Annotated in this window: 23 protein-coding genes; 6 read left to right on the top strand and 17 right to left on the bottom strand. The window is 62.6% G+C overall.

Features of this window, described 5'->3' with window-relative positions; all coding sequences use genetic code 11:
• Positions 1 to 5 precede the first annotated feature (5 nt).
• Positions 6 to 761, bottom strand: coding sequence for a hypothetical protein (locus tag EA462_RS01675; protein ID WP_243641339.1), 756 nt, complete (start codon positions 759 to 761; stop codon positions 6 to 8).
• Between the two features lie 275 nt (positions 762 to 1036).
• Here EA462_RS01675 and EA462_RS01670 point away from each other — a divergent pair, with 275 nt between their 5' ends.
• The 3 genes from EA462_RS01670 (at position 1037) to EA462_RS01660 (ending at position 4100) form a co-directional block, all read left to right on the top strand.
• Positions 1037 to 2212 (top strand): inorganic phosphate transporter, encoded by a 1176-nt coding sequence (locus tag EA462_RS01670; protein ID WP_124176837.1) that lies wholly within the window; start codon positions 1037 to 1039, stop codon positions 2210 to 2212.
• A 130-nt stretch (positions 2213 to 2342) separates the two neighbouring features.
• Positions 2343 to 2732: a ferredoxin Fer gene (gene fer, locus EA462_RS01665; RefSeq protein ID WP_124176836.1), complete on the top strand. Its 390-nt coding sequence runs from the start codon at positions 2343 to 2345 to the stop codon at positions 2730 to 2732.
• 372 nt (positions 2733 to 3104) lie between these two features.
• The gene (locus EA462_RS01660; RefSeq protein ID WP_124176835.1) at positions 3105 to 4100 is read left to right on the top strand and encodes an A24 family peptidase; all 996 of its coding nucleotides are present in this window, start codon (positions 3105 to 3107) and stop codon (positions 4098 to 4100) included.
• A 60-nt stretch (positions 4101 to 4160) separates the two neighbouring features.
• Here the strand turns inward: EA462_RS01660 and EA462_RS01655 are convergent, their stop codons facing one another.
• Positions 4161 to 4388: a hypothetical protein gene (locus EA462_RS01655; RefSeq protein ID WP_124176834.1), complete on the bottom strand. Its 228-nt coding sequence runs from the start codon at positions 4386 to 4388 to the stop codon at positions 4161 to 4163.
• Entirely contained in the window at positions 4385 to 4804 is a 420-nt protein-coding gene (locus EA462_RS01650) for an HIT family protein (protein ID WP_124176833.1), read from the bottom strand. Before EA462_RS01650 ends, EA462_RS01655 begins: the two co-directional genes overlap by 4 nt.
• Positions 4805 to 5224: 420 nt before the next feature.
• Between EA462_RS01650 and upp the strand changes: the two genes are divergently transcribed.
• Complete coding sequence (gene upp / locus EA462_RS01645; protein ID WP_124176832.1) at positions 5225 to 5899, top strand: uracil phosphoribosyltransferase; 675 nt, start codon at positions 5225 to 5227, stop codon at positions 5897 to 5899.
• 73 nt (positions 5900 to 5972) lie between these two features.
• Here upp and EA462_RS01640 read toward each other — a convergent pair whose 3' ends face one another.
• The 3 genes from EA462_RS01640 to hisS form a co-directional block, all read right to left on the bottom strand.
• Complete coding sequence (locus tag EA462_RS01640) at positions 5973 to 6395, bottom strand: hypothetical protein (protein ID WP_124176831.1); 423 nt, start codon at positions 6393 to 6395, stop codon at positions 5973 to 5975.
• A gap of 110 nt (positions 6396 to 6505) precedes the next feature.
• Positions 6506 to 7993, bottom strand: coding sequence for a sulfatase-like hydrolase/transferase (locus EA462_RS01635; RefSeq protein WP_124176830.1), 1488 nt, complete (start codon positions 7991 to 7993; stop codon positions 6506 to 6508).
• Positions 7994 to 8066: 73 nt separating this feature from the next.
• A complete protein-coding gene (hisS, locus tag EA462_RS01630) occupies positions 8067 to 9368 on the bottom strand; it encodes a histidine--tRNA ligase (RefSeq protein ID WP_124176829.1) in 1302 nt (433 codons plus the stop codon).
• Positions 9369 to 9517: 149 nt separating this feature from the next.
• Between hisS and EA462_RS01625 the strand changes: the two genes are divergently transcribed.
• A complete protein-coding gene (locus EA462_RS01625; protein ID WP_124176828.1) occupies positions 9518 to 10456 on the top strand; it encodes an alpha/beta fold hydrolase in 939 nt (312 codons plus the stop codon).
• Between the two features lie 61 nt (positions 10457 to 10517).
• On the opposite strand, the gene EA462_RS01620 is transcribed toward EA462_RS01625, so the two are convergent.
• The 8 genes from EA462_RS01620 to EA462_RS01585 all read right to left on the bottom strand — a co-directional run bounded on the left by EA462_RS01620 (position 10518) and on the right by EA462_RS01585 (position 15141).
• Positions 10518 to 10838: a HalOD1 output domain-containing protein gene (locus tag EA462_RS01620; RefSeq protein ID WP_124176827.1), complete on the bottom strand. Its 321-nt coding sequence runs from the start codon at positions 10836 to 10838 to the stop codon at positions 10518 to 10520.
• 117 nt (positions 10839 to 10955) lie between these two features.
• Complete coding sequence (locus EA462_RS01615) at positions 10956 to 11645, bottom strand: helix-turn-helix domain-containing protein (RefSeq protein WP_124176826.1); 690 nt, start codon at positions 11643 to 11645, stop codon at positions 10956 to 10958.
• Between the two features lie 111 nt (positions 11646 to 11756).
• Positions 11757 to 12500, bottom strand: a complete 744-nt coding sequence (locus EA462_RS01610) for a DNA polymerase sliding clamp (protein ID WP_124176825.1) — start codon at positions 12498 to 12500, stop codon at positions 11757 to 11759.
• 126 nt (positions 12501 to 12626) lie between these two features.
• On the bottom strand, positions 12627 to 13040 hold the full coding sequence (locus EA462_RS01605) for an RNA-binding domain-containing protein (RefSeq protein ID WP_124176824.1): 414 nt from the start codon (positions 13038 to 13040) through the stop codon (positions 12627 to 12629).
• A complete protein-coding gene (locus tag EA462_RS01600) occupies positions 13037 to 13663 on the bottom strand; it encodes an AAA family ATPase (RefSeq protein ID WP_124176823.1) in 627 nt (208 codons plus the stop codon). The genes EA462_RS01605 and EA462_RS01600 overlap by 4 nt, the downstream gene beginning before the upstream one ends.
• Before the next feature lie 141 nt (positions 13664 to 13804).
• Positions 13805 to 13999, bottom strand: a complete 195-nt coding sequence (locus EA462_RS01595) for a cold-shock protein (protein WP_005554588.1) — start codon at positions 13997 to 13999, stop codon at positions 13805 to 13807.
• A gap of 107 nt (positions 14000 to 14106) precedes the next feature.
• Positions 14107 to 14325, bottom strand: coding sequence for a hypothetical protein (locus tag EA462_RS01590; protein WP_124176822.1), 219 nt, complete (start codon positions 14323 to 14325; stop codon positions 14107 to 14109).
• Between the two features lie 69 nt (positions 14326 to 14394).
• A complete protein-coding gene (locus EA462_RS01585) occupies positions 14395 to 15141 on the bottom strand; it encodes a carbonic anhydrase (RefSeq protein ID WP_124176821.1) in 747 nt (248 codons plus the stop codon).
• Positions 15142 to 15345: 204 nt separating this feature from the next.
• On the opposite strand from EA462_RS01585, the gene EA462_RS01580 reads away from it, so the two are divergent.
• Positions 15346 to 17448, top strand: a complete 2103-nt coding sequence (locus tag EA462_RS01580) for an ATP-binding protein (protein ID WP_207891619.1) — start codon at positions 15346 to 15348, stop codon at positions 17446 to 17448.
• Between the two features lie 88 nt (positions 17449 to 17536).
• On the opposite strand, the gene EA462_RS01575 is transcribed toward EA462_RS01580, so the two are convergent.
• The 3 genes from EA462_RS01575 to EA462_RS01565 form a co-directional block, all read right to left on the bottom strand.
• Entirely contained in the window at positions 17537 to 18646 is a 1110-nt protein-coding gene (locus EA462_RS01575; protein WP_124176820.1) for a sensor histidine kinase, read from the bottom strand.
• Positions 18647 to 18786: 140 nt separating this feature from the next.
• Complete coding sequence (locus EA462_RS01570; RefSeq protein WP_124176819.1) at positions 18787 to 19584, bottom strand: ABC transporter permease; 798 nt, start codon at positions 19582 to 19584, stop codon at positions 18787 to 18789.
• The gene (locus EA462_RS01565) at positions 19584 to 20633 is read right to left on the bottom strand and encodes an ABC transporter ATP-binding protein (protein WP_124176818.1); all 1050 of its coding nucleotides are present in this window, start codon (positions 20631 to 20633) and stop codon (positions 19584 to 19586) included. Before EA462_RS01565 ends, EA462_RS01570 begins: the two co-directional genes overlap by 1 nt.
• Positions 20634 to 20665: the final 32 nt, after the last annotated feature.

Raw genomic sequence — 20665 nt, 5'->3', positions numbered from 1 at the left:
TCCGATCACTCGTCGTTGTGATCTGACCGTTCGGCGTCGTCTCGAGCCGCTTCCTCGTCGTCTCGAGCCGCTTCCTCGTCGTCGCGGTCCGATCCCTCGTCGATGGAGCTATCGATCAACTGCTCGACTTCGTCCTCGCGAGGACGACGATCGACCCGGTCCTCGACGGCCTGGACCTCCGCTTGCATCTCCTCGAGTTGTCGACCAACGGTCCGTTCGACGGCTTCTTCGACGGTTTCTCCGACCGTTTTCTCGACCGTCTCTTCGACCGTCTCGCCAACGCTCTCTTCGACCGTCTCGCCCACGCTCTCCTCGACCGTCTCGCTGACTTTCGCCTCGACCGTCTCACCGACACTTTCCTCGACCGTTTCTCCGACCGTTTTCTCGACCGTCTCGCTAACCTTCGCCTCGACCGTCTCGCCCACGCTCTCCTCGACCGTCTCTCCGACGCTTTCCTCGACCGTCTCGCTAACCTTCGCCTCGACCGTCTCACCGACACTTTCCTCGACCGTTTCTCCGACCGTTTTCTCGACCGTTTCTCCGACGCTCTCTTCGACCGACTCCTGGACGGCCGTGGTCATCCAGTCGGGATCGAACCGCGCCATCTTCCAGACGACGTGGACCACGTACGATGCGAACACGCCCACGCCGAAGGCGATCCCGACGTTCGTACCGACCAGCAGAATCAGAAGGATCGAGAGGCCGATCAATGCGCCGTACGCGAGGTCGACGGCCGCGTCGACCCGAACGGGGTTCAGCATGACCGATCACCATCGGAACGTCCGAGCCGCGCTCCGAAACCGTGTCGGTAGCTGTACTCACTGCCGTGGCACAGGAACGACGATCCAGTTCCCCTCCGATCGTCTTTCGCATCGAGTTTCGAGTCGAAATACACGTTACTGTCTTCTACGGTCCGCTCGATTGAAGTTCTTTAGGATTGACTCCTCCCGGCGGCCTCCGATCGGGCCGAGACGCGTCGAAACGAACCCATCCCGAATAGGCGTGTTTTTAGGGACGGACAGTGTGAACACCTGATGTGACAGAAGTACTGCTGATCGTCGGACTCATCGTCGCAGTCTTCGTCGGCTACAACATCGGTGGCGCGACGACGGGTCCTGCGTTCGGTCCTGCCGTCGGTGCCAACGTAATCACCAAGCTGATGGCCGCGGCCCTGATGTCGGTGTTTTTCTTCCTCGGTGCGGTCACGATCGGCCCGAACGTCGTCACGACGCTCGGGGACGAACTCGTCCACACGACCGATATTTTCACGCTTCGAGCGAACGTCGCCGTTCTCTTTTTCATCGGCAGCGCGCTGTTCGTCGGCAACTACGCCGGCGTCCCCGCGTCGACGTCGATGACGGCGGTCGGAGCGATCGCCGCACTCGGTCTCGCGACCGGGCAACTCAACCTCGCCGTTCTGGGCGAGATCGTCATCTGGTGGATCGTCGCCCCGATTATCGGCTTCTGGGTGGCTGGCATCGTCGGTCGGTACTTCTATCCACGCATCAACGCCTGGATCGCGATCGAGGCCAGCGATGGCGACCGTAAGATGATCACCGTCGACCGATCGGGGGCGATCCCACGGCTCCGGTTCGGTGACGACGCGAACCGCCGCGAAATCACCGGCGCACTCATCGTCGTCGGGATCGGCTGTCTGATGGGCTTTTCCTCGGGAACGAGCAACATCGCGAACGCGATCGCCCCGATCTACGGCACCGGCGAAATCGAAATGATGCCGCTCATACTGCTCGGCTCGATCGCCGTCGCAGTCGGTTGTTTCACCATCGCTCGACGAACGCTCGACACGCTCGGTAACGACATCACGAACCTTCCGTTGACGGCAGCGATCGTCGTCGCGGTCATCAGTTCGACGCTCGTCATCGGACTCTCGTTCATCGGTATCCCGGCGAGTTTCGTCGTCATCGCGACCATGAGCATCATCGGGCTCGGCTGGGGCCGAGCAACGAGGACGACCACGATCCCGGACGCCGCCCGCGGCGAGGAAACACGCGTCTCCGTCGGTGCACTTACCGCCGAAGAGGAAGGCGAGGAACCTCCCGAAATCGGGACCGAAGACCCGACAGACATTCCGAAGGCGTCCGACCTCTTCGATCCCTCGACGACCGCTCGCGTGATCCTCATGCAAAACGTCGTCCCGATTATCTCCACCGTCGGTGCCTTCTTCACGTTCAGGTTCGTTCCAATCTTCTGATTCTGAACCGAGCGGATCGTGCGTTTTGAGACGTGCTGGCGTAGTACACAGTACTCGAGGAGTTTCCCTTTATAAACGATTGAAGACAGAACAGCAAGCTATACCAGTGCGGGACGTGAATCGACGGGTGATGCCCACGGTAGAATACCTCAACTACGAAGTAGTGGACGACAACGGCTGGGACATTTACGACGACGGCGTCTTCGAGGAGGCCGCAGACGCGGGCCTCGACAACGAAGACTACGGCACGCTCGAGGTCAACGAAGGCGAGTACATCCTCGAGGCCGCAGAGGCACAGGGCTACGACTGGCCCTTCTCGTGCCGTGCTGGCGCGTGTGCGAACTGTGCAGCGATCATCATCGAGGGCGAGATCGACATGGACATGCAGCAGATCCTCTCCGACGAGGAAGTCGAAGAGAAAAACGTCGTCCTGACCTGTATCGGCTCGGCCGAAACCGACGAGGTCAAGATCGTGTACAACGCAAAGCACCTCGACTACCTCCAGAACCGCGTCATCTGATTGATAGCGTAAAAGCGACCGTTTAACAAACTTCCCGATCGGGAGATTTGATGCTCCCGAAACGCCCAATTTTGTGGTTGAGACCGCCTCTGGTGACTATCTGCGATAATTCGCTCACCTGCGCCCAGAGCAGTTTTGACCGGCGAGAGCGGGGGCCCGACAACGACGGAAGATGGGTGCTTTCTGACGCCGGGATCGATGTTGGGACGTTCCAGGCGCGGCGGACGACGCAGCGAACCCTGAACTTCGCCAGGGCCGCACTTGCGGTAAGAAACGCCGAACGAAACCGTTACGCGTCACGGGTGTCGTAGATGCCAGCGCCGAACGCCGTCGTCCGAAAGTATAACACCGCCGCGCTCGAGAGTGGCGGATGTGACGCTTTCCGGTACGTTCGCGACGGTTCCCGATCTCCTTCGGCTCGTTGCCGTCCCCGTTTTCGCCTGGGTCGCGATCCGCGACGTCAAGACCAGGCGGGTCTCGAGTAGCGTTTGGATTCCGTTTTCGCTGCTCGGAGCCGTCCTTCTCGTCTGGGACGGGGTGCTCGCCTGGAACGCAGGGGGCGGTCGCTGGCTCGCGTTTCTCGTTCCCGCGGCGATCAGCCTGGGATTCGTCGTCCCCATCGCCTACCTGTTCTGGTGGTTCGGCGGTTTCGGCGGCGCGGACGCCAAGGCGCTGTTGGTGATCGCGCTGTTCTTCCCGACGTTTCCACAGTACGCCGTCGGCTCGTGGACGCTGCCGCTTTCGATCACGCCGATCGGTGCGTTCTCGTTTACGATCCTCACGAACGCCGTCCTCGTCGGTGTCACCATCCCCGTCGCGCTCGCGATCCGAAACGCCGCGGCCGGACGGATCGCCCCCGTTATGTTCATCGGCTGGCCCACCGCCTGGAATCGCGTTCCGCAAACCCACGGCAGTCTCCTCGAGACGCCCGCCGGACTGACGCGTCGCGGACTGGACCTCGATGCCCTCAGAATGTACCTCCGATGGCGGGGGCTCTCGCTCACCGAAATTCGGGACCAGCCCGGGCGCTATCGCGACCCGACGACCCTTCCCGACGAGCCCAACCCGCCGACCGACGGTGCCGTCACCGCGAGCGGACCGCCGCTTGGCGATGGCGGAGACGTCGAAATGCCGGAACTGACAGACGAGTCGGTCGGGACGGACCCCTGGGGTGCCGACGCTTTCCTCGCTGATATCGAGGGTACCGCCTACGGAACGACGCCCGACGAACTCCGCGACGGACTCGAGGTGCTCGCGACCGAGGAGACGGTCTGGATCTCGCCGGGAACGCCGTTTCTCGTCCCGGTCTTCGTCGGACTGGTGATCGCACTCGTTTACGGAGATCTGTTGCTCGGAACGTTCTTTTGAGGGACGCGGTGATCGTGACCCGTCCGTTCGCCTCGCGGGTTTCGAACTCGACGATCGGTGTCATTCGGCCGCTCGCTCGTACAGCGGCACGAGCGCCGTCCAGAACACCACGAACGCCGCACCGACGGTGACGATCACGAGCCACGGCGTTCCCACTCCCCGCGGGAGTCCGCTCGCCAGGAGCACGAACGTCCCGATGAACAGGAAGACGCAGGTGATGACGCTCCCGAGTTCGAGCGTCGTCGCGACGGGGTGGCTTCGAAATCGGTCGGTGAGCCCGGCGATCATACGCCGGACGAAATATCGTCGGCGATTCCGTCGAGTTCGTCGTCGGTGAGTTCGGGTTGTTCGCCCGCGACCATGTGGATGGGACCGCCGCCGTCGCCGTCGAAGCGTGGAATGATGTGACAGTGAACGTGTGGGACCTCCTGACCCGCCGCTTCGCCGTTGTTGAACGCCACGGTGGAGGCGTCGGCGTCGACTGCGTCCTCGACGACGGGGACCAGTCGGTGGATGCTGGCGTAGAGGTCCGACGCGACGTCGTCCGGGACGTCGTTCAGTCGCTCGAACTCGGATTTGGGAATAACGAGCGTGTGTCCGGGAGACATCGGGTTCGCGTCGAGAAACGCGACCGTCGTCTCGTCTTCGTACACGACTCGAGCGGGAATTTCGCCGTCGACGATCCGGCTGAAGATCGTACTCATACGTGAGAACGTCTCGGGTCATCGTAATAAGGTTACCCGCGTCCGGGAACCCGAGTCGGAAGCCGTCCGGATTGCTGTCCCGGGTTTCCGGCGTATCTACCACCGTTGTGGTGGCGTACCGAAACTGACTGACGGCGGTTCGTCTCACTCGTCTCAATCGAGGGGATACTCGGGTTAATTCGAATTAATTATCGAGAAATAACGGACAGTATCCCCGGGTTCAAGGTAGATCGACGTTCTCGATCGGCGTGCCCTAACGGGCGACTCGTGCTGGCGAGCACGGGTGGACCTCGCGTCGGCGGGCATCCCACCATCGACCCACCACCGCACGGGCGGCCCACACTGTCACCCGTGCGGCCGCCGACCGACCGGTCGCGAACGATCGATACTGTGAACTACCCGGCGAAAGGCGTTACTGGTATGCCGATCGAAAACCGGGAGAACGCGTATCTCATCACGCACGCACTGGCGAAAGACACCCTCTCGCGCATTCGCGACGTCGAAACCGAGCAGGTCAGCTTCCGCAAGGGCCTCGTCAAGCTCGGACGGATCTGTGGCTACGAGATCATCGACGGCCGCATGGAGACCGAGTACGTCGAACTCGAGACGCCACTCGAGACGACGATGGGCGAACGCGTCCGGGGCCTCGATGACGTCGTCATTATCAACGTGCTTCGAGCCGCGACGCCGTTCGTCGAGGGGCTGCTGAAGGCGTTCCCGCGCGCCCGACAGGGCGTGATCAGCGCCAGTCGCGACGAAGAAGCGGGACGGGGAGAGGACGGCTCGTTCCCGATCACGGTCGACTACGTGAAACTCCCGGAGATTCACGAAGAGGATACGGTGATCGTCGCGGATCCGATGCTCGCGACGGGAAGTACCATGTGTACGGTGCTGGATCACATCGACGGCTCGGCCGATCCCGAAAACCTCTTCGTCCTCTCCGCGGTCTCCGCACCGGACGGACTGTTGCGCGTCGACGAGTCGTTCCCCGACATCGATCTGTTGACCGTCTCGATCGACGATCGACTCGACGACAACGGATTCATCGTTCCCGGTCTTGGCGACGCCGGCGACCGGGCGTTCCGGACGACCTGATCGGGACGATCCATCCACAGCGGGGTCCGCGACGTCTCTCGAGGAGACGGTCGGGACGCCTCGAGCGTATCGATCACTTCTCCGTCTGTCGGCGCGCCTCTGTCGCCCGTTCTCGAAACGTATCGATCCGTTCGCTCAGTTCCTTGCCGACGACGTAGGTGAACTCGTCGGGCATCAGTCCGCGCTGGACGTCGACCGTGACCATCGCATCGCAGCCGTCGACGATCTCCGGTGCCCAGCTTCCCTCCGCGAGCTTGGACTCGTCGGTGACGACCGCCTCGCCGTCTTCGATATCGATGAACGCCGTCACGGTGTTCCAGATTCGCGGATCGCTCGTGGTCGCCTCGTCGAACAGCCCCTCGAGCCGCGACTCCGCGATCGGCTCGTCGCGGAGTTCGACGACGAGATCCTCCAGCGCGTCGGCCATCGTCTCGTACTCCGCTGCGGCGTCTCGGCGTTCGGACGGACTCGACGCGTCGTCCTCGTCTCCGGTCACCGTGACCCCCTCCGTTTCTCGACATCGTCACTCATGGTCACAGATACCCGCTTGAGACCTGTAAACGTACGCTTCCGCGTCGAGATTGTACCGCGTTACAGCGGTTCGTCTCAGCCGACGTCTTGGGACGCTCCCCTGAGCACGTCGGGAACCCACCCGCGATTCGGGTCGTTCGTGTCGTCCATCCACTCGATCAGCCGTTCTCGCATCCCGTGGCGCACCGCCTCGTAGTCGGGATGGTCGATCAGGTTCTGAAGCTCTCCGGGGTCGGCCTCGAGATCGTATAGCTCGTCCACGTCGGGGCCGTTGTAGACGTACTTGTATCGGGTCGTTCGAACCATTCGCTGACTGTAGAGGCCGAACTCGTCGCCGTGATACTGGGCGAATACCGAATCGGGCCACACCGGGCGTTCCTCGGAGTGGTTCTCGAGAAGCGAGACGAGGCTTCGGGCGTCGAACGTCTCCGGAACCGCCACGTCCGCGATCTCGAGAAACGTCGCCGCCAGATCGTGGAGGTGAACGGGACGCGAGCACGTCGAGCCGGGATCGACGACGCCGGGCCAGCGGATCTGAAGCGGGATGCGATAGGTATCGTCGTACATCAGCGGTCCCTTGTTGAACTGGCGGTGGCCGCCGACGAAGTCGCCGTGGTCGGAGCTGTGGACCACGACGGTTTCCTCGGCCAATCCGCTCGATTCGAGCGCGTCGAGGATCCGCTCGAGTTGGTCGTCGATCAGGGTGACGAAACCCCAGTATTTCGCCAGCGCGTCGGCCCAGGTCTCCCACTCGAAATCGGTGACGCCGCGGTAGGCGAGGTAGTTCTCGTGAACCCGGGGTTTGCCGTCGAACGTTTCCGCGTAGCTCTCGGGGGGCTCGATTTCGGCCGGGTCGTACATGGAGGCGTAGGGCTCGGGGACGACGTACGGATGGTGCGGCCCGTAGAAGTCGGCCCGGTGAAAGAACGGGCCGGAACCGTCGGCCCCGCTCGAGTGGCGATCGATCGCGTCGATCGTCCGCTCGGCCAGAAACCAGGCTCGAGTCTCCTCGACGTCGGTCGGCGTCTTCGCGGAGACGAACGTGCCGCTTTCGTCGTCGTACGGATCCGCCCCGGTATAGATCCGCTCCGTGAGATCGACCTCGTCCAGCGGCGAGCCGCGCTGACGGCGGTACTCCCGGAACGCCTCGTCGATGTCGTCGTGATGCGTGTCGCTCCCGCCTAGATACGAGAAGCCGTAGTTCTCGGGGGTCCGGTTGCGCCCGACGTGCCATTTACCGGTGTAGGTACAGTCGTAGCCGTTCGCCTCGAGAGCTTCGGAAAACGTCGGAATATCGGGCGGCAGGTCCGTCCGGATCGCATCCGCCTCGTGGCAGTTGTTCAGCATGCCGTGGCCGTGTGGAAACCGTCCGGTCAGCAACGACGCGCGAGCGCTCGAACAGATGCTGATCGGCGTGAACGCCTGCGAAAACCGCTTTCCCTGGCTCGAGAGCCGATCCATCGTCTCCGTCTCGACCGGCGGACCGTCCGGGGCGCTGCAGTCGTATCGCTCCTGGTCGGTGAGGACGAAGAGGACGTTCGGTCGAGCGTCGGCGTCTGACATAGCCGTCGTACACCGCCGTCGTAATTAATGCTGGGCCCGGCAGTACGAATCGACGCCGAACCTGGCGGAGTGACTATCGATCGAAATCCGCGATCGTCGGCCGCGTCCGATCACCCGGGAACGAAGAGACGGGGACCTGCGTCTGGTCGCCAGAGGCCATGTCCTTGACCGTCACTTCGTCGTTCTCGAGGTCCTGTTCCCCGACGATCACGACTGTCTCGGCGTTGATCGAGTCGGCGTAGTTGAGCTGTGCTCCGAACGAACGTCCGGCGATGTCGGTCTCGACGACGTGGCCACGCTCGCGGAGTTCTCGAACGATTCGGGCCGCGTCCGCTCGAGTGTCTCCGATCTGGAGGACGTAGTAGTCCGTCGAGATCCGCTCGTCGGGCCAGACGCCGGCGCGCTGCAACAACAGGGGAAGCGTCGCGTGGCCGGGGGCGACGCCGACCGCCGGCGTCGGCTGGCCGCCGAAACTCTCGATCATGTCGTCGTAGCGCCCGCCGCCGAAGATCGATCGCGAGACCTCGCCCGCGGAGTCGAAACACTCGAAGACGACGCCGGTGTAGTAGTCCAGTCCGCGTGCGGTCTCGAGCGAAATCGTACAGTGCTCGCGGGCACCGAAATCCTCGACCGCTCCGAGCACGGCCTGGAGGTTGTCGACGGCGTCGCGTACGCGCTCGGTTCCAGCGAACGACCGGACCGCCTCGAGGTCGCCAGTCGCGACGAGATCTGCGAACTCGGCTGCCTGGTCGGCCGAGAGGCCGGCACCGATCAGCAGGTCGTGGTACTCGGCCGTCGAGAGCTTATCGGACTTGTCGACCGCCCGGATCGCGTCGTCGACGTCGACGTCCGTCTCGTAGCTCTCGAGGACGCCGCCGAGAATGTCGCGGTGGGAGATGCGAAACTCGAAGTGGTCCTCGGTGAGGTCGAGTCCGGTCAGTGCGTCTGCGGCCCACGCGAGGATCTCGGCGTCCGCTTCGGGTTCAGACGAGCCGAAGATGTCGACGTTGGTCTGGTAGAACTCGCGCTGGCGGCCCTGCTGGACCTGTTCGTAGCGCCAGAACGGTCGCGTCGAGAACCACTTGATCGGCTTCGAGAGCTCCTGTTGTTTGGCGACGACCATCCGTGCGACCGTCGGCGTTAGCTCGGGCGTCAACGTCACGTGGCGACCGCCCTGGTCTTCGAAGGCGTACAGTTCGTCGACGATGTCGTCGCCGCTCTTGTCGGTCCACAGCTCCGCGCGCTCGAGTGCCGGCGTCGAAATCTCGCGAAAGCCGTACTGTCGGGCGGTGTCTTCGAGCGTGTCGATGGTCTCCCGCCAGGCGGCCATCTCGGCCGGGTAGACGTCGCGGAAGCCCTTGATTCGGTCGTACATGCACGTGGATTCGGGAACGGCGAACTTCTATCCTTTCGTTCGTCGGCGGCCGTCGAACGGAGCGTTCGACTCGAACCAACTCGTGACTCGAGGCGGCCGGTTCGACCGAGAGGATCGATTTCAAGAGGATCCGACACGTCGTTTCGGGTATGCCACGGGCGATCTGCGACGACGCGTCGATCTTCTACGAGTACGACGAGGACGCCTCCGATGAGAGTCGGTCCGGCTCCATCGACGTCGAGGAGCCGATCGTCTTCGTCCAGGACCTCGGATACGGGCGGTGGATGTGGCGCTGGCAGCGCGAGGCCGTCTCCGGGGATGTCATCGCTCCGGACACCCGCGGAACGGGACGCTCGGGCGCCGGCTTGCCGCCGATCGTTCCCCGACTTCCCCGCCGACTCCGCACGCCGTTGCTCTCCGGCGTCGCGAGCTACTCGGTCGCGGGGCTGGCCGCGGACCTCGAGGCCGTCCTCGAGGATGCGGGAGTTCGACGCGCCCACCTCGTCGGCGCGGGGCTGGGCGGAATGATCGTCCAGCAACACGCGATCGAGTACTCGCGAGCGAAGACGCTCACGCTGTGTGGGACGAGTCACGGCGGGACCGACGCGGTCGCGATGAGCGAGGAAACGCGTTCGACGCTGCTCGAGCGACCATCGGGCGCCAACGAACGAGAGGGGCTCCGTCACCGGATGCGACCCGCGTTCTCCGAGCGCTTTACCAACCGAAACCCGCACCTGATGGACCGAATCGTCGAGTGGCGACGCGAGCAGGACGCGGGCGCTCCGGCTCTGGAGGCGCAGATCGCCGCGATCGACACCTTCGACGGTCGCGATCGACTCGACCGGATCCGCGCGCCGACGCTCGTCATCCACGGAACCGACGACCGCATCGTTCCGTCCGGGAACGCGCGGCTGCTCGAGGAAGCGATTCCGAACGCCCGGCTCGAACTCGTCGAGGGCGGCTCACACTGTTGTTTCATCGAGTCCGCCGATCGGGTGAACGAACTGCTCGGTACGTTTCTCGAGGACAGTTCCGAGCCTGGCGGGGAAACGCCGGACTTCCGAGCGGGTCGCGTCGGCGGCGAGTGAGTAGGTGTGAGTGGGGAACGATTGGGGTAGGAGAGAGCGGAGTTGGACAGTGTCGGGTGGTTTACGACGGATCGGCTGTCGGTGCGTCGATCTCGATCTGTCCATCGCTTCGGACGCCGACGTCGACCCCTTCGTACCTGAACCACAGCTGATGGACGCCGTTTCCGTCGGTTCGAGCGGCGTGTTCGAACAGCGAATCGAGCGCGTCCGGTTCGACGACCTCGTACAGCGGCGTGAGCTCGAGCGGGTCCTCCTCGGTGAACGATGCGACCGCCACGGGAACCGCCAGGCTCGGTTGCTGTCCAGCTGATGGATCGAACGTCGTTACGTCGGCCGGCTGTCGCGATTCTGTGGCGTCTGCGGGTTCGTCACCGGAGGGCATACGCGTACTACTGCGGACCGGCTGATATGAGCGATCCTTACTATGTACTATTTTTAAGTGTCGGTACTGGTTCGGCTGTCATCGGGTCGAACATTACCGAGCACCCTCGACGATCGATCACTCTTCCGCTGACGACGTTACTCCGCCGACGGTTCGCTCACTCGAGGAGAACAGGCCGGCGAGCAGGTTTCGGTGACCGCGTCGCAGTCGACCAGCGACGGATTGGCGCGAGATACCGACCTCGCTCGCGAGGTCGTCGAGCGTGACCCGACGCGAATCGTCGAAGTATCCGCATCGATACGCGAGTTCGAGCGCCTCGAGCTGTGCCGGGGTGAGCTCTCGATCTCGAGCGGCGTACCCGAGAGGCTGCAATCTCGAGAGCGAGAGGTGGATGTCGGTGGTTCGACAGCGGTTCTGAAACGCGCCGATCTCGGCGTGCTCGTCGAATCGGAGCGTGAACGTCCACTGACCGCGCGCTCCGACGGCGGACACCATGGTCGCCCCCGAATCGGAGATGATCTCGATGAGGCCGGTCGGTTCAGGGTCCCAGGTAACCCGATAGAGCGAGCCTCGATCCTCGAGTTCGTCGACGAGCGTCACCGTTTGCGGAACGAACGTGGCCCCCGACGGCTCGAGTGCGGCCTCGATATCGGCGTGATCGCCGCCGCTGATCCATACGTACGGAAACAGGGCCCCGTTCGTCGGGACGACCCGATCGAGTTCGACTGACACGTCGGGCAGCGCGGTGAACAGCTCACCGAACGGAAACTCCTCGGCCGAGACGACGAAGTCGATCAGTGTCGCCATTCGTGCTCGATAACCACGATACTCCTCATAAATGGCGGGGATCGCCACCCCCGGTGAGAAGACGCGACGGTAACTCCTCGATCGCCCGCCCGAAAAAATTCGAGACGGCGTTCAGTCGCTCTGAATGCGCGGTGCGAGCATGTAGGTGACCTGGCCGTTGCCTTCAGCGAATCCGAAGTAGATCTTGACCGGGAACTCCTCGCCCAGTGCGAGCGTGACCTCGGTATTCGAGGGGATCGCCTTGTTCATGTCTTTGAGGTAATCGAGCGAAAACAGCGAGTGTGCGGGACCGACCTGCAGGTCGATCAGGTCGTCGTGGGTCAACTCGAGGTGGACGTCGTCGGTGTCGCCCTCCGCGTCGACGTAGAAGTACTCCTCTGGCTCCTCGACGCCGAGTGCGATGTGGTCTGAAACCATATCGGCGGCGGTGACCGAGCGGTTGACGTCCTTTCCTTCGAGGACGACTTCGGCGGAGAGATCGAGGTCCGGAATATCCGGCTCCTGACGGATCGAATCGGGATCGATCAGCGCGAGCGTATACTCCAGCCCGTCGATCTGGATGTGGAGCTTTCGGGTCTCCTCGTCGAGTTCGAGCTGGATCAGCTGGCCCGACTCGGCCATTCCGGCGATGTCTTCGAGACGTGAGAGATCGACGCCGATGAGCCCGCCGTCAGCCTCGTACGATTCGAACGAAGCCGCGTCGAGCGAGAGATCGACCATCCCCACGTTGGCGGGATCGACGGCCCGAATCTCCAATCCGCCTTCCTCGAGGTGGATCTTGCACTCGTCGACCAGCACGCTCACCGAATCGAGCGCGCTGGTGAGCGTTTCCGCGCTCACGATGGCCTTGAACATATGCGTCGGGATACGGACGGTCGCCATAAAAAGCCACCCTTTACGCGCGAGCGCGAGACGAACGGGAAGGCGTCGTCAAGCGCTCGTCGGTCACCGTTCGAGAGAACGGCGTCGTCCCGATTCGGATCAGTCCTCGATCGGCCGGCCGTCCTCCGTCGGCGGCGCGATGTGATCGACGTAGGCCTCGAGCGTCGGCTCCTCGACCCGGACGCGGACGCTGATCTCACCGAGTTCGTCCGGTGTGCCGACCGAGAAGTTGACTCTGTCCTCGAAGGCGGCCTGTTTTTTCAGCGCGAACGAGAACGTGTCCCCATCTCGGTTAGCGAAGAACTCGCCGCGGGCCGTATCGAGGATCTCTTGACGGTGGAGCAGGTCGGAGAAGTGATCCATCGAGTGGGTCTGTGCGCTGATCTCACCGAAGCCCTCCTCGAGATCGGCGTTGGGAAAGACGTTGACTACCGCATCCGCAACGCGACTCGTCACCTCGGTATCGTAGACCGGCGCAGTGATCTCGACGTCGACGCGATAGATATCGGTCATCGATGGCCCTCCGCGCCGGATTCGGCCTGGTCCCGTGAGCCCGAAACACTCTCGGGAGTCGTCGTTTCGAGTCCGTCGGACCCGTTCCGGATGGTCGATCGGATCCTGTCGTGAAACGACTCGAGTGAGTCGGTGTTCTCGACGACGACGTCGGCGCGTGCCATCGCGTCGTCCATTCCGAAGTCACGTTCGCGCGCGTCCCGTTCCGAGAGCCCCTCGCCCCCGTCGTCCTCGCTTGCGTCCCGACCACGATCGTCGATCCGGTCGGCACGAACATCGAACGGTGCTTCGATACTGATCAGGGTGAATTCGTCCCCGAATCGCTCCTCGAAGACGTCGACTTCGACGCCCGAGCGGAGGCCGTCGACCAGCACCGTCTCGTGCTCCTCGAGTCGATCCTGAATCATCGGGAGCGATCGTTCTGCGATCGCCGTCGGACCGTTCTCCTCACGAAGGGCCTGTGCGACAGTGCCGTGGTCTTTCGTAGGATCGAGCCCCCGGTCCGTCGTCTCCTGGCGAACGACGTCGCCCATCGTCACTACGGGGATTCCTTCCTCACGCGCGACGGCGGCGGCCTCGCCCTTACCGCTTCCGGGCAGTCCCACCGTTCCGATGACGTGCATCGATCCAAGCTACCGGCGAGACGAGCATAAGGGCTGTGTTCTGGTCGGCACGTTCGATCCGGTTTCGGTCGATAACGAGAGTGGCGCCGCTCGCCGATGCAAAATACTGTAATTAAGTGCCGATACCTTACGAAATTCGCCTTACAGGCGCTCGACGTTCGTCGCGCGCGGGCCCTTGGGGGCCTGCTCGATGTCGAACTCGAGTTCCTGTCCTTCTTCCAGGTCCGGGCCGCCGATGTCTTCCATGTGGAAGAACACGTCGTCGTCCGCGTCCTCAGTTTCGATGAATCCGTAGCCGCCAGTGTCGTTGAAGAAATCAACGGTTCCTTTCGCCATTGCTTCTGAACAAAGTCCCCCCATACGTATAAGCACTGCGACTCTCCCCGGTGGCCGTGACAGTCCTGGAAACGCCGGAAAACCCGAATATTGGGGGAGACTCGCGATCAGACGTTTTCTCGTTCCTCGAGCCGGTGGACCGTCACCGAGACGAAATAGACCAACATGAAGAGAACGAACCCGCCGACGAGCCCGATCAGTTCGCGAGTCCCGATGCCGCTCGGCGCGACGACCGAGAGTGCGATTACTGCCACGACGAAGACAGCGATGGTAAACGCGCCGATCGCGTAATAGAAGCCGGTGTCGGAGTTGAGAATCTCTCGCATCGTAGCTACTGCACGTTCCGACGACGACGATAAAACGGTACCGGGTGGGACGAACTCGAGTCGGCCGGATCAGTAGAGAAGGCTCCGCGTTACCGCCTCGTACTCCTCCGGGAGACGCGCGGCGATCGCGTCCGGCGTCGTCTCGCCGTTTAGATTGACGAGGTAGGCGCGACCGTCGTCGTCGCCGTAGATACCCTGAAAGTCATAGACGAAGCCGTAGACGTCCACGTCGTCCGGAACGTCGGGCGACTCCCGGAGGAACGTCGCCTGGCGGTCGACGTTGTATTCGACGAGTTGATTGATTACCGTCTCCTCGTCCTCGCTCGCGTCGATGAGGTCGCTCTCGAGGCCGTCTTCGACGACCGGGACGAGCATGTCGACCCACTTGTCGACGCCCCGTGGACCCGGCTTCGAGCCGCCGGTTGCGACGCGGTAGGCGGCCGTGACCGCACCACAGCCGGTGTGGCCAACGACGGTCGCGACCTCGGTCTCCGCGTGGTGGATCGGATACAATAATCCACCGTCGACGATCCGATCGTCCCCGTCGTCGTCCCACACCTGATTGCCGATGTTGCTCGGCGTGAACACCGTTCCTGGATCCTCGACGCCCCACATTCGTTCCTGTGGCACGCGCGAATCCGAACAGCAAACCGAGACGGCCTCGGGGTGTTGGCCGGTCCGGACCGACGAGAAGTAGTCGTTCGAGAGGTCCTCGACGTGGCGTTGGTTCCCCGAGAGAAGCTCGGAGAGGACGTCGTCGTGGTTACCGGTACGATCGTGATCGCACGTACTGCTGGAATCGCCGTCAGCGTCCATACTACCACGGCCACGGACGACGCTCAAAACAGTTACTTTTCTATCGGTTCCCGACACGAGTGGCTGACGGCTACGGATCGTCGGCTCGAACGAGAAAATCGGGATACGAGAATCGCTGGCGATAAAACTCTTCGATCAATTGCGAACTCGACCTCGAGATACCGTTGCAAAAGCCTCATATCGGCGGTTCCCGGACTAGCAATAGTGACTCTCCGGAACCGCCTGATCGCTGTCGTGGGGGGCAGACGCGTTATCATCGGTCTGGGTGCGCTGTATCTCGTCTCCGCGACAGCCCTCGCCGGCGTACAACTTTCGGGGGGAACACCGATCGCGAACGTCCTCGTCATCACGACGCTCATTGCCGGCCCCGGGATCGTCCTCTGTTACTACGGATACCGCCTGCCCGCATTGGATATCGACGCCGATTTTCTCTCGTCCGTCGCAGCGTGGTGTCTCGGCGGCCTCGGTCTTATGATCGGTCTACTCGTTCTCTACAGCCTTCAGCCCGGTGAGATCGTCGACGATCCGGCGACGATCTCGATCCTGACGGGGCTGGCGAGCGTCGCCGGCCTCGGGGCAGGTATCTACAACGGACGCGCTGAAACGCGGACACGCGAACTCGAACACCGCAACCGGGAACTCGAGCGAGCCCAGACGGAGCTTCGAGAGACGGTCGATAGACTCGAAGAACTAAATACGCGACTCGAGCGCTCGAACGAGCGTCTCGATCGCTCCAGGCGGTACACCGACCACGTTCTGGACGCGATCCACGACGTCTTTTACGTCATCGATGAGACCGGGGCGCTCCAGCGGTGGAACGAGAGCGTCGGCGACGTCACGGGCTATTCGGACGCGGAGATCGCCTCGATGAACGCGATCGACTTCTTCGCGGCGGAGGATCACGAGCGAATTGCGAACGCCATCGCGGAGGGGTTCGCCGCCGGGACCGTTCAGGTGAAAGCGGCCCTGGTCCCCAAAAACGGCGAGCGAATCCCCTACGAGTTCTCCGCGTCGACGCTCGAGAATCCCCGCGGTGAACCGGTGCTCGCAGGCGTCGGTCGCGACATCTCCGCGCGCACGATGCGCGAACGCGAACTCGAGCAACGGACCCGTCAACAACGGGTCGTGGCCACTCTCGGCCAGCTCGCCCTCGAAACCGACGATCTCGACGAACTCATGGCCGAAGCGAGCCGGCAGGTGGCTGACGTCCTCGAGTGTGAGTACTGCAAGGTACTGGACCTAGACGACGAGAACGGGGAACTCCTGGTCCGACAGGGCGTCGGATGGAGGGACGGTATCGTCGGAGAGGCGACGGTTTCCGCCGACGAATCCGATTCGCAGGCCGCCTACACGCTCGCGACGGACCACCCCGTTGTAGTCGAAGACCTCGAGTCGGAATCGCGGTTCAGTGGCCCCGACCTGCTGATCGATCACGGCGTCCACAGCGGAATTAGCACGATCATCGGCCCGGCCGACGAGCCGTGGGGTATCCTGGGAACTCACGACACCGCCAGCCGGACGTTCGCTGACGAGGACGTAAACTTCGTCCAGAGCATCGCCAACATCCTTGCGGAGGCGATCGAACGAAAGCGATATCAGGACGAACTCGAGCGCCTGGTCTCCGATCTCACGGAGTCGAACGAACGCCTCGAACAGTTCGCCTACGCGGCGTCACACGATTTGCAGGAACCCCTGCGGATGGTCTCGAGTTACCTGCGACTGATCGAGCGGCGTTACGGCGACGAGCTCGACGAGGACGGCGAAGAGTTTCTCGCGTTCGCCGTCGACGGTGCCGACCGAATGCGGTCGATGATCGATGGATTGCTCGAGTACTCCCGAGTCGAAACGCAGGGCGGATCGCTCGAACCGGTCGATACCGAACAGCTCCTCGATGACGTGCGGGAAGATCTTCGGCTGAAAATCGAGGACCACGACGCGGAGATCACGACGGAGTCGCTGCCGCGCGTCGAGGGGGACCCGCGACAGTTACACCAGGTGTTCCAGAACCTCGTCTCCAACGCGATCGAGTACAGCGGCGACGAGACGCCTCGAGTCCACGTCTCCGCGGAGCGAAACGGTGCGGAGTGGATACTGTCCGTCAGCGACGAGGGCGTCGGGATCGACGAAGACGACCAGGATCGAATCTTCGAGGTCTTCGAGCGATTACACGCCGCCGAGGACCACACCGGGACCGGGATCGGACTCGCGCTCTGTGAGCGGATCGTCGAACGCCACGACGGCGAGATCTGGGTCGAATCCGAACCGGGAGAAGGCACGACCGTTTCGTTGACGCTGCCGGCCGCGTAGCGAGCTGTGAATCGTTTTCCCATCCCATACTCGAGCGAACGTGCGGGAATTTCGGCGATCCAGCGTCATCGACATCGGCCGTCCGGAGTCAGTGGCTCCGGTCGTCGTCGCGACAGTGTCGGAGTCGCAACTGGACGCGACTCCCTCCGGCGCGACTTCGAACGAACGAGAGTTCGCCGCCGAACGTCTCGACGCTCCATTTGACGAGCCAGAGCCCGAGGCCGCTTCCGTGGGTTGTCTCGGTAATCTCGGCGTCGCCGGTGATCACGTCCCGTTCGACCGGTGGAATACCCGGACCGTCATCGTCGACAGCGAGGTAACACCACTCGGTACCATCCATCCCTCCGTCGATCCAGACCTGCGGTTCGTCCGCCGGATTATGCTCGATAGCGTTTTGCACCAGGCTCGTAATCGCAACCTCGAGTCGCTCGGTCGCCCCGACGGGAAGAGTTTCCGGGAGATCGAGTGCAATCGACGCTGCCGGATGGCTCGATTCGAATCGATCCGCAACCGTCCGCGCCAGTGGGACGCAGTCGACGCAAGAATCGGAGAGCGCCGGCATTTCGACGATTCGATAGAGCTCGCCCGCCTCTCGAGACAGCGTCCGAAGCTCCTCGATACCTTCGCAGGCGTTTTCGTACAATTGCTGATCGGTCGAGTCGACCGACGACGAGTCGTGCTCGTCGAGTAGTTCCTCGAGGCTACCGGCGACGAGAGTGACCTTGTTACGGAGATTGTGCCGAAGCACCCGGTTGAGAACGTCTATTCGGCTCCTATTGCGGCGATCCTCCGTCAGATCGGTGTAGACGGCGAATCCGCGATCCGTTCCATCGTTCGTGTCGACAGGAACGCCGCGGTAGAGGAACTCGCGAAGGCCGTCGGCGGTTTCTCGGCGAACGTGGCGATAGTTCACTTTTCCGGCCGTCGTTCGATCGTCGAGCGTCGTCGCCTCGTCCTCGAGCCACTTCGGAACGATGTACCGGTTGAGTGATGAGCCGATCAGTTCGGCCGCCTCGTAGCCGAACACGTCGACGAATGCCGGATTGACGCCGCCCACGATCGGCTCACCGTCGACGAGTTCGAACTCGACGACGGCGTCCTGAATGTGTTCGATCAGGTGTCGGAATCGATCCGGATCGCGGTTCGATGGAAGGGTCGATTCGAGCCCGCCGTCTCGTTCGCGGGGATCGTTATCCACGTGAATCACCAGTGCTTCATTTCCGTTAAACGTGGTGGCGATCGGCGTATTAATATTTCCTTTCGAGCAATTTGGAAGCGTTCGTTCGATAGATGTCGATTCATATCCCCGTAGAGCTGACGTACTACAACTGAACCGACTCAATCCGTCAGCCCGTAGCCGATCTTGAACAGGTAGACGTCGAGCGTCAACACGACGGCCGTCAACAGGGCGAGGACGGAAAGCGAGAGCAAGGGTGCGATATCGGCGTACGCGGCCGGCGCGATCTCGAGCATATCCGAGTATCCGAGCAGTCCGTACCGGACGCTGTCGACCATGTACACCATCGGATTCAACAGCGAAACGTACTGCCAGGCGGGCTCGAGCATCGTCAGCGAGTAAAAGACCGCCCCGAAGAAGACCAGCGGGCGAAGGATGAACTGGTTCATCACGGTGAGATCGTCGAAGTCTCGAGCGACCAGGCCGCCGATAATCCCGAGTCCCGCAAACAGCGCGGCGACGACGACCATCGTCGCGACGAGAAAGAGCCCGTTCTCTACGCTGATCGGGACGAAAAGCCGGCCGATCAGGGCGATAATGAGGCCGACGATCAGGCCGCGAACGGCGCTGGCGGCGACGTACGCCGTAACCATCTCGGCGTACGAAAGCGGCGACGTCAGCGTTTCGTGAATGTACTCGTTCCACCGACCGTGGAAGATCGAAAACGAGGCGTTCTCGAAGGCGTTCGAGATCGTTCCGAGGACGATCAGTCCCGGAATCAAAAAGAGAATGTAGCCGATCCCCGCGACCGGTTCGTCGATTCGACCGCCGAGGATAACCCCGAAGACTGCGAAGTAAAGCACGTTCGTGATCGCCGGCGGCATGAACGTGTTCTTGGGCCGGCGGATGAATCGCAGGAGTTCACGTCGAAAGAGCGTCCGGAACCCAACGGACAGCATCAGGCGATCCCCTCTCGCTCTTCCGTCTCCTGAGTGCGCGATCGCCCGTCCGTCTCTCCGCTTTCATCGGTCCCCTCACCGGTTTCGGACGCCGCTTTCTTCCCGGTCTCCGCGTCCGACCGGGTTACGGAGCGGTCCTCGCGTTCCGTCAGATCGACGAAAATATCCTCGAGCGAGGTTCGAGCGATCTCGAGATCGACGATTTCGTGGCCGGCCGCTTCGAGATCGTTGAGCAGCTTCGGGGCGGTTGCGCCGCCGTCGTCGACGCGAACGTCGATCCGATCGCCGGACATCGTCGTCCCGTGGGAGTACGATCCGACCTCGGGTGTTCGCGTCGGCGGGGACTCGAGGCGAACCGAGATCGTGTCGGTTCCGCGGGTCTTCAGGTCGTCCGGCGTTGCGACGGTCACCTTTCGGCCTTCGTTCATGATCGCGACGCGATCGCAGAGCCGTTCCGCCTCCTCGATGTAGTGGGTCGTCAGAAGGACCGTCGTCCCCTCTTCGTTGAGTTCGGTGACGAGTTCCCAGAGGTCGTGCCGGAGCTGAACGTCGACCCCGGCGGTCGGTTCGTCGAGGATGAGCAGATCGGGGTCGGTGACGAGCGCTCGCGCGAGCAAGAGCCGACGCTTCATGCCGCCGGAGAGCCAGTCGAAGCGTTCGTGTCGCTTGTCGTAGATTCCGACCCGCTTCAACACGTCCTCGGCGCGTTCTGCGGCTTCCTCCTCGGGAACGCCGTGATAACCCGCTTTGTGCATCACCACCTCTCTGATGGGAAAAAAGCGGTCGACGTTGAACTCCTGGGGGGCGAGTCCGATCGCGTTTCTGGCGTGCTGATAGTCGTCCTCGACATCGTGACCGAAGACGCGAGCCTCACCGCCGCTTTTTCGAACGAGGCCGACCAGCGTGTTGATGAACGTCGTTTTCCCCGCACCGTTGGGACCGAGCAACCCGAAAAACTCCCCCTCTTCGACGGTCAACGACAGCTCACGGATAGCCCGTAACTCGCCGTAGTTCTTGACGAGATCGACGGTCTCGATGGCCGGTGGCATCGCCAAATCATCGGCCTCCACCGCGGTTAAGA

The organism is Natrarchaeobius halalkaliphilus (genome assembly GCF_003841485.1).
GTDB lineage: Archaea > Halobacteriota > Halobacteria > Halobacteriales > Natrialbaceae > Natrarchaeobius > Natrarchaeobius halalkaliphilus.
This window is presented reverse-complemented; position numbering and strand designations above follow the sequence as displayed.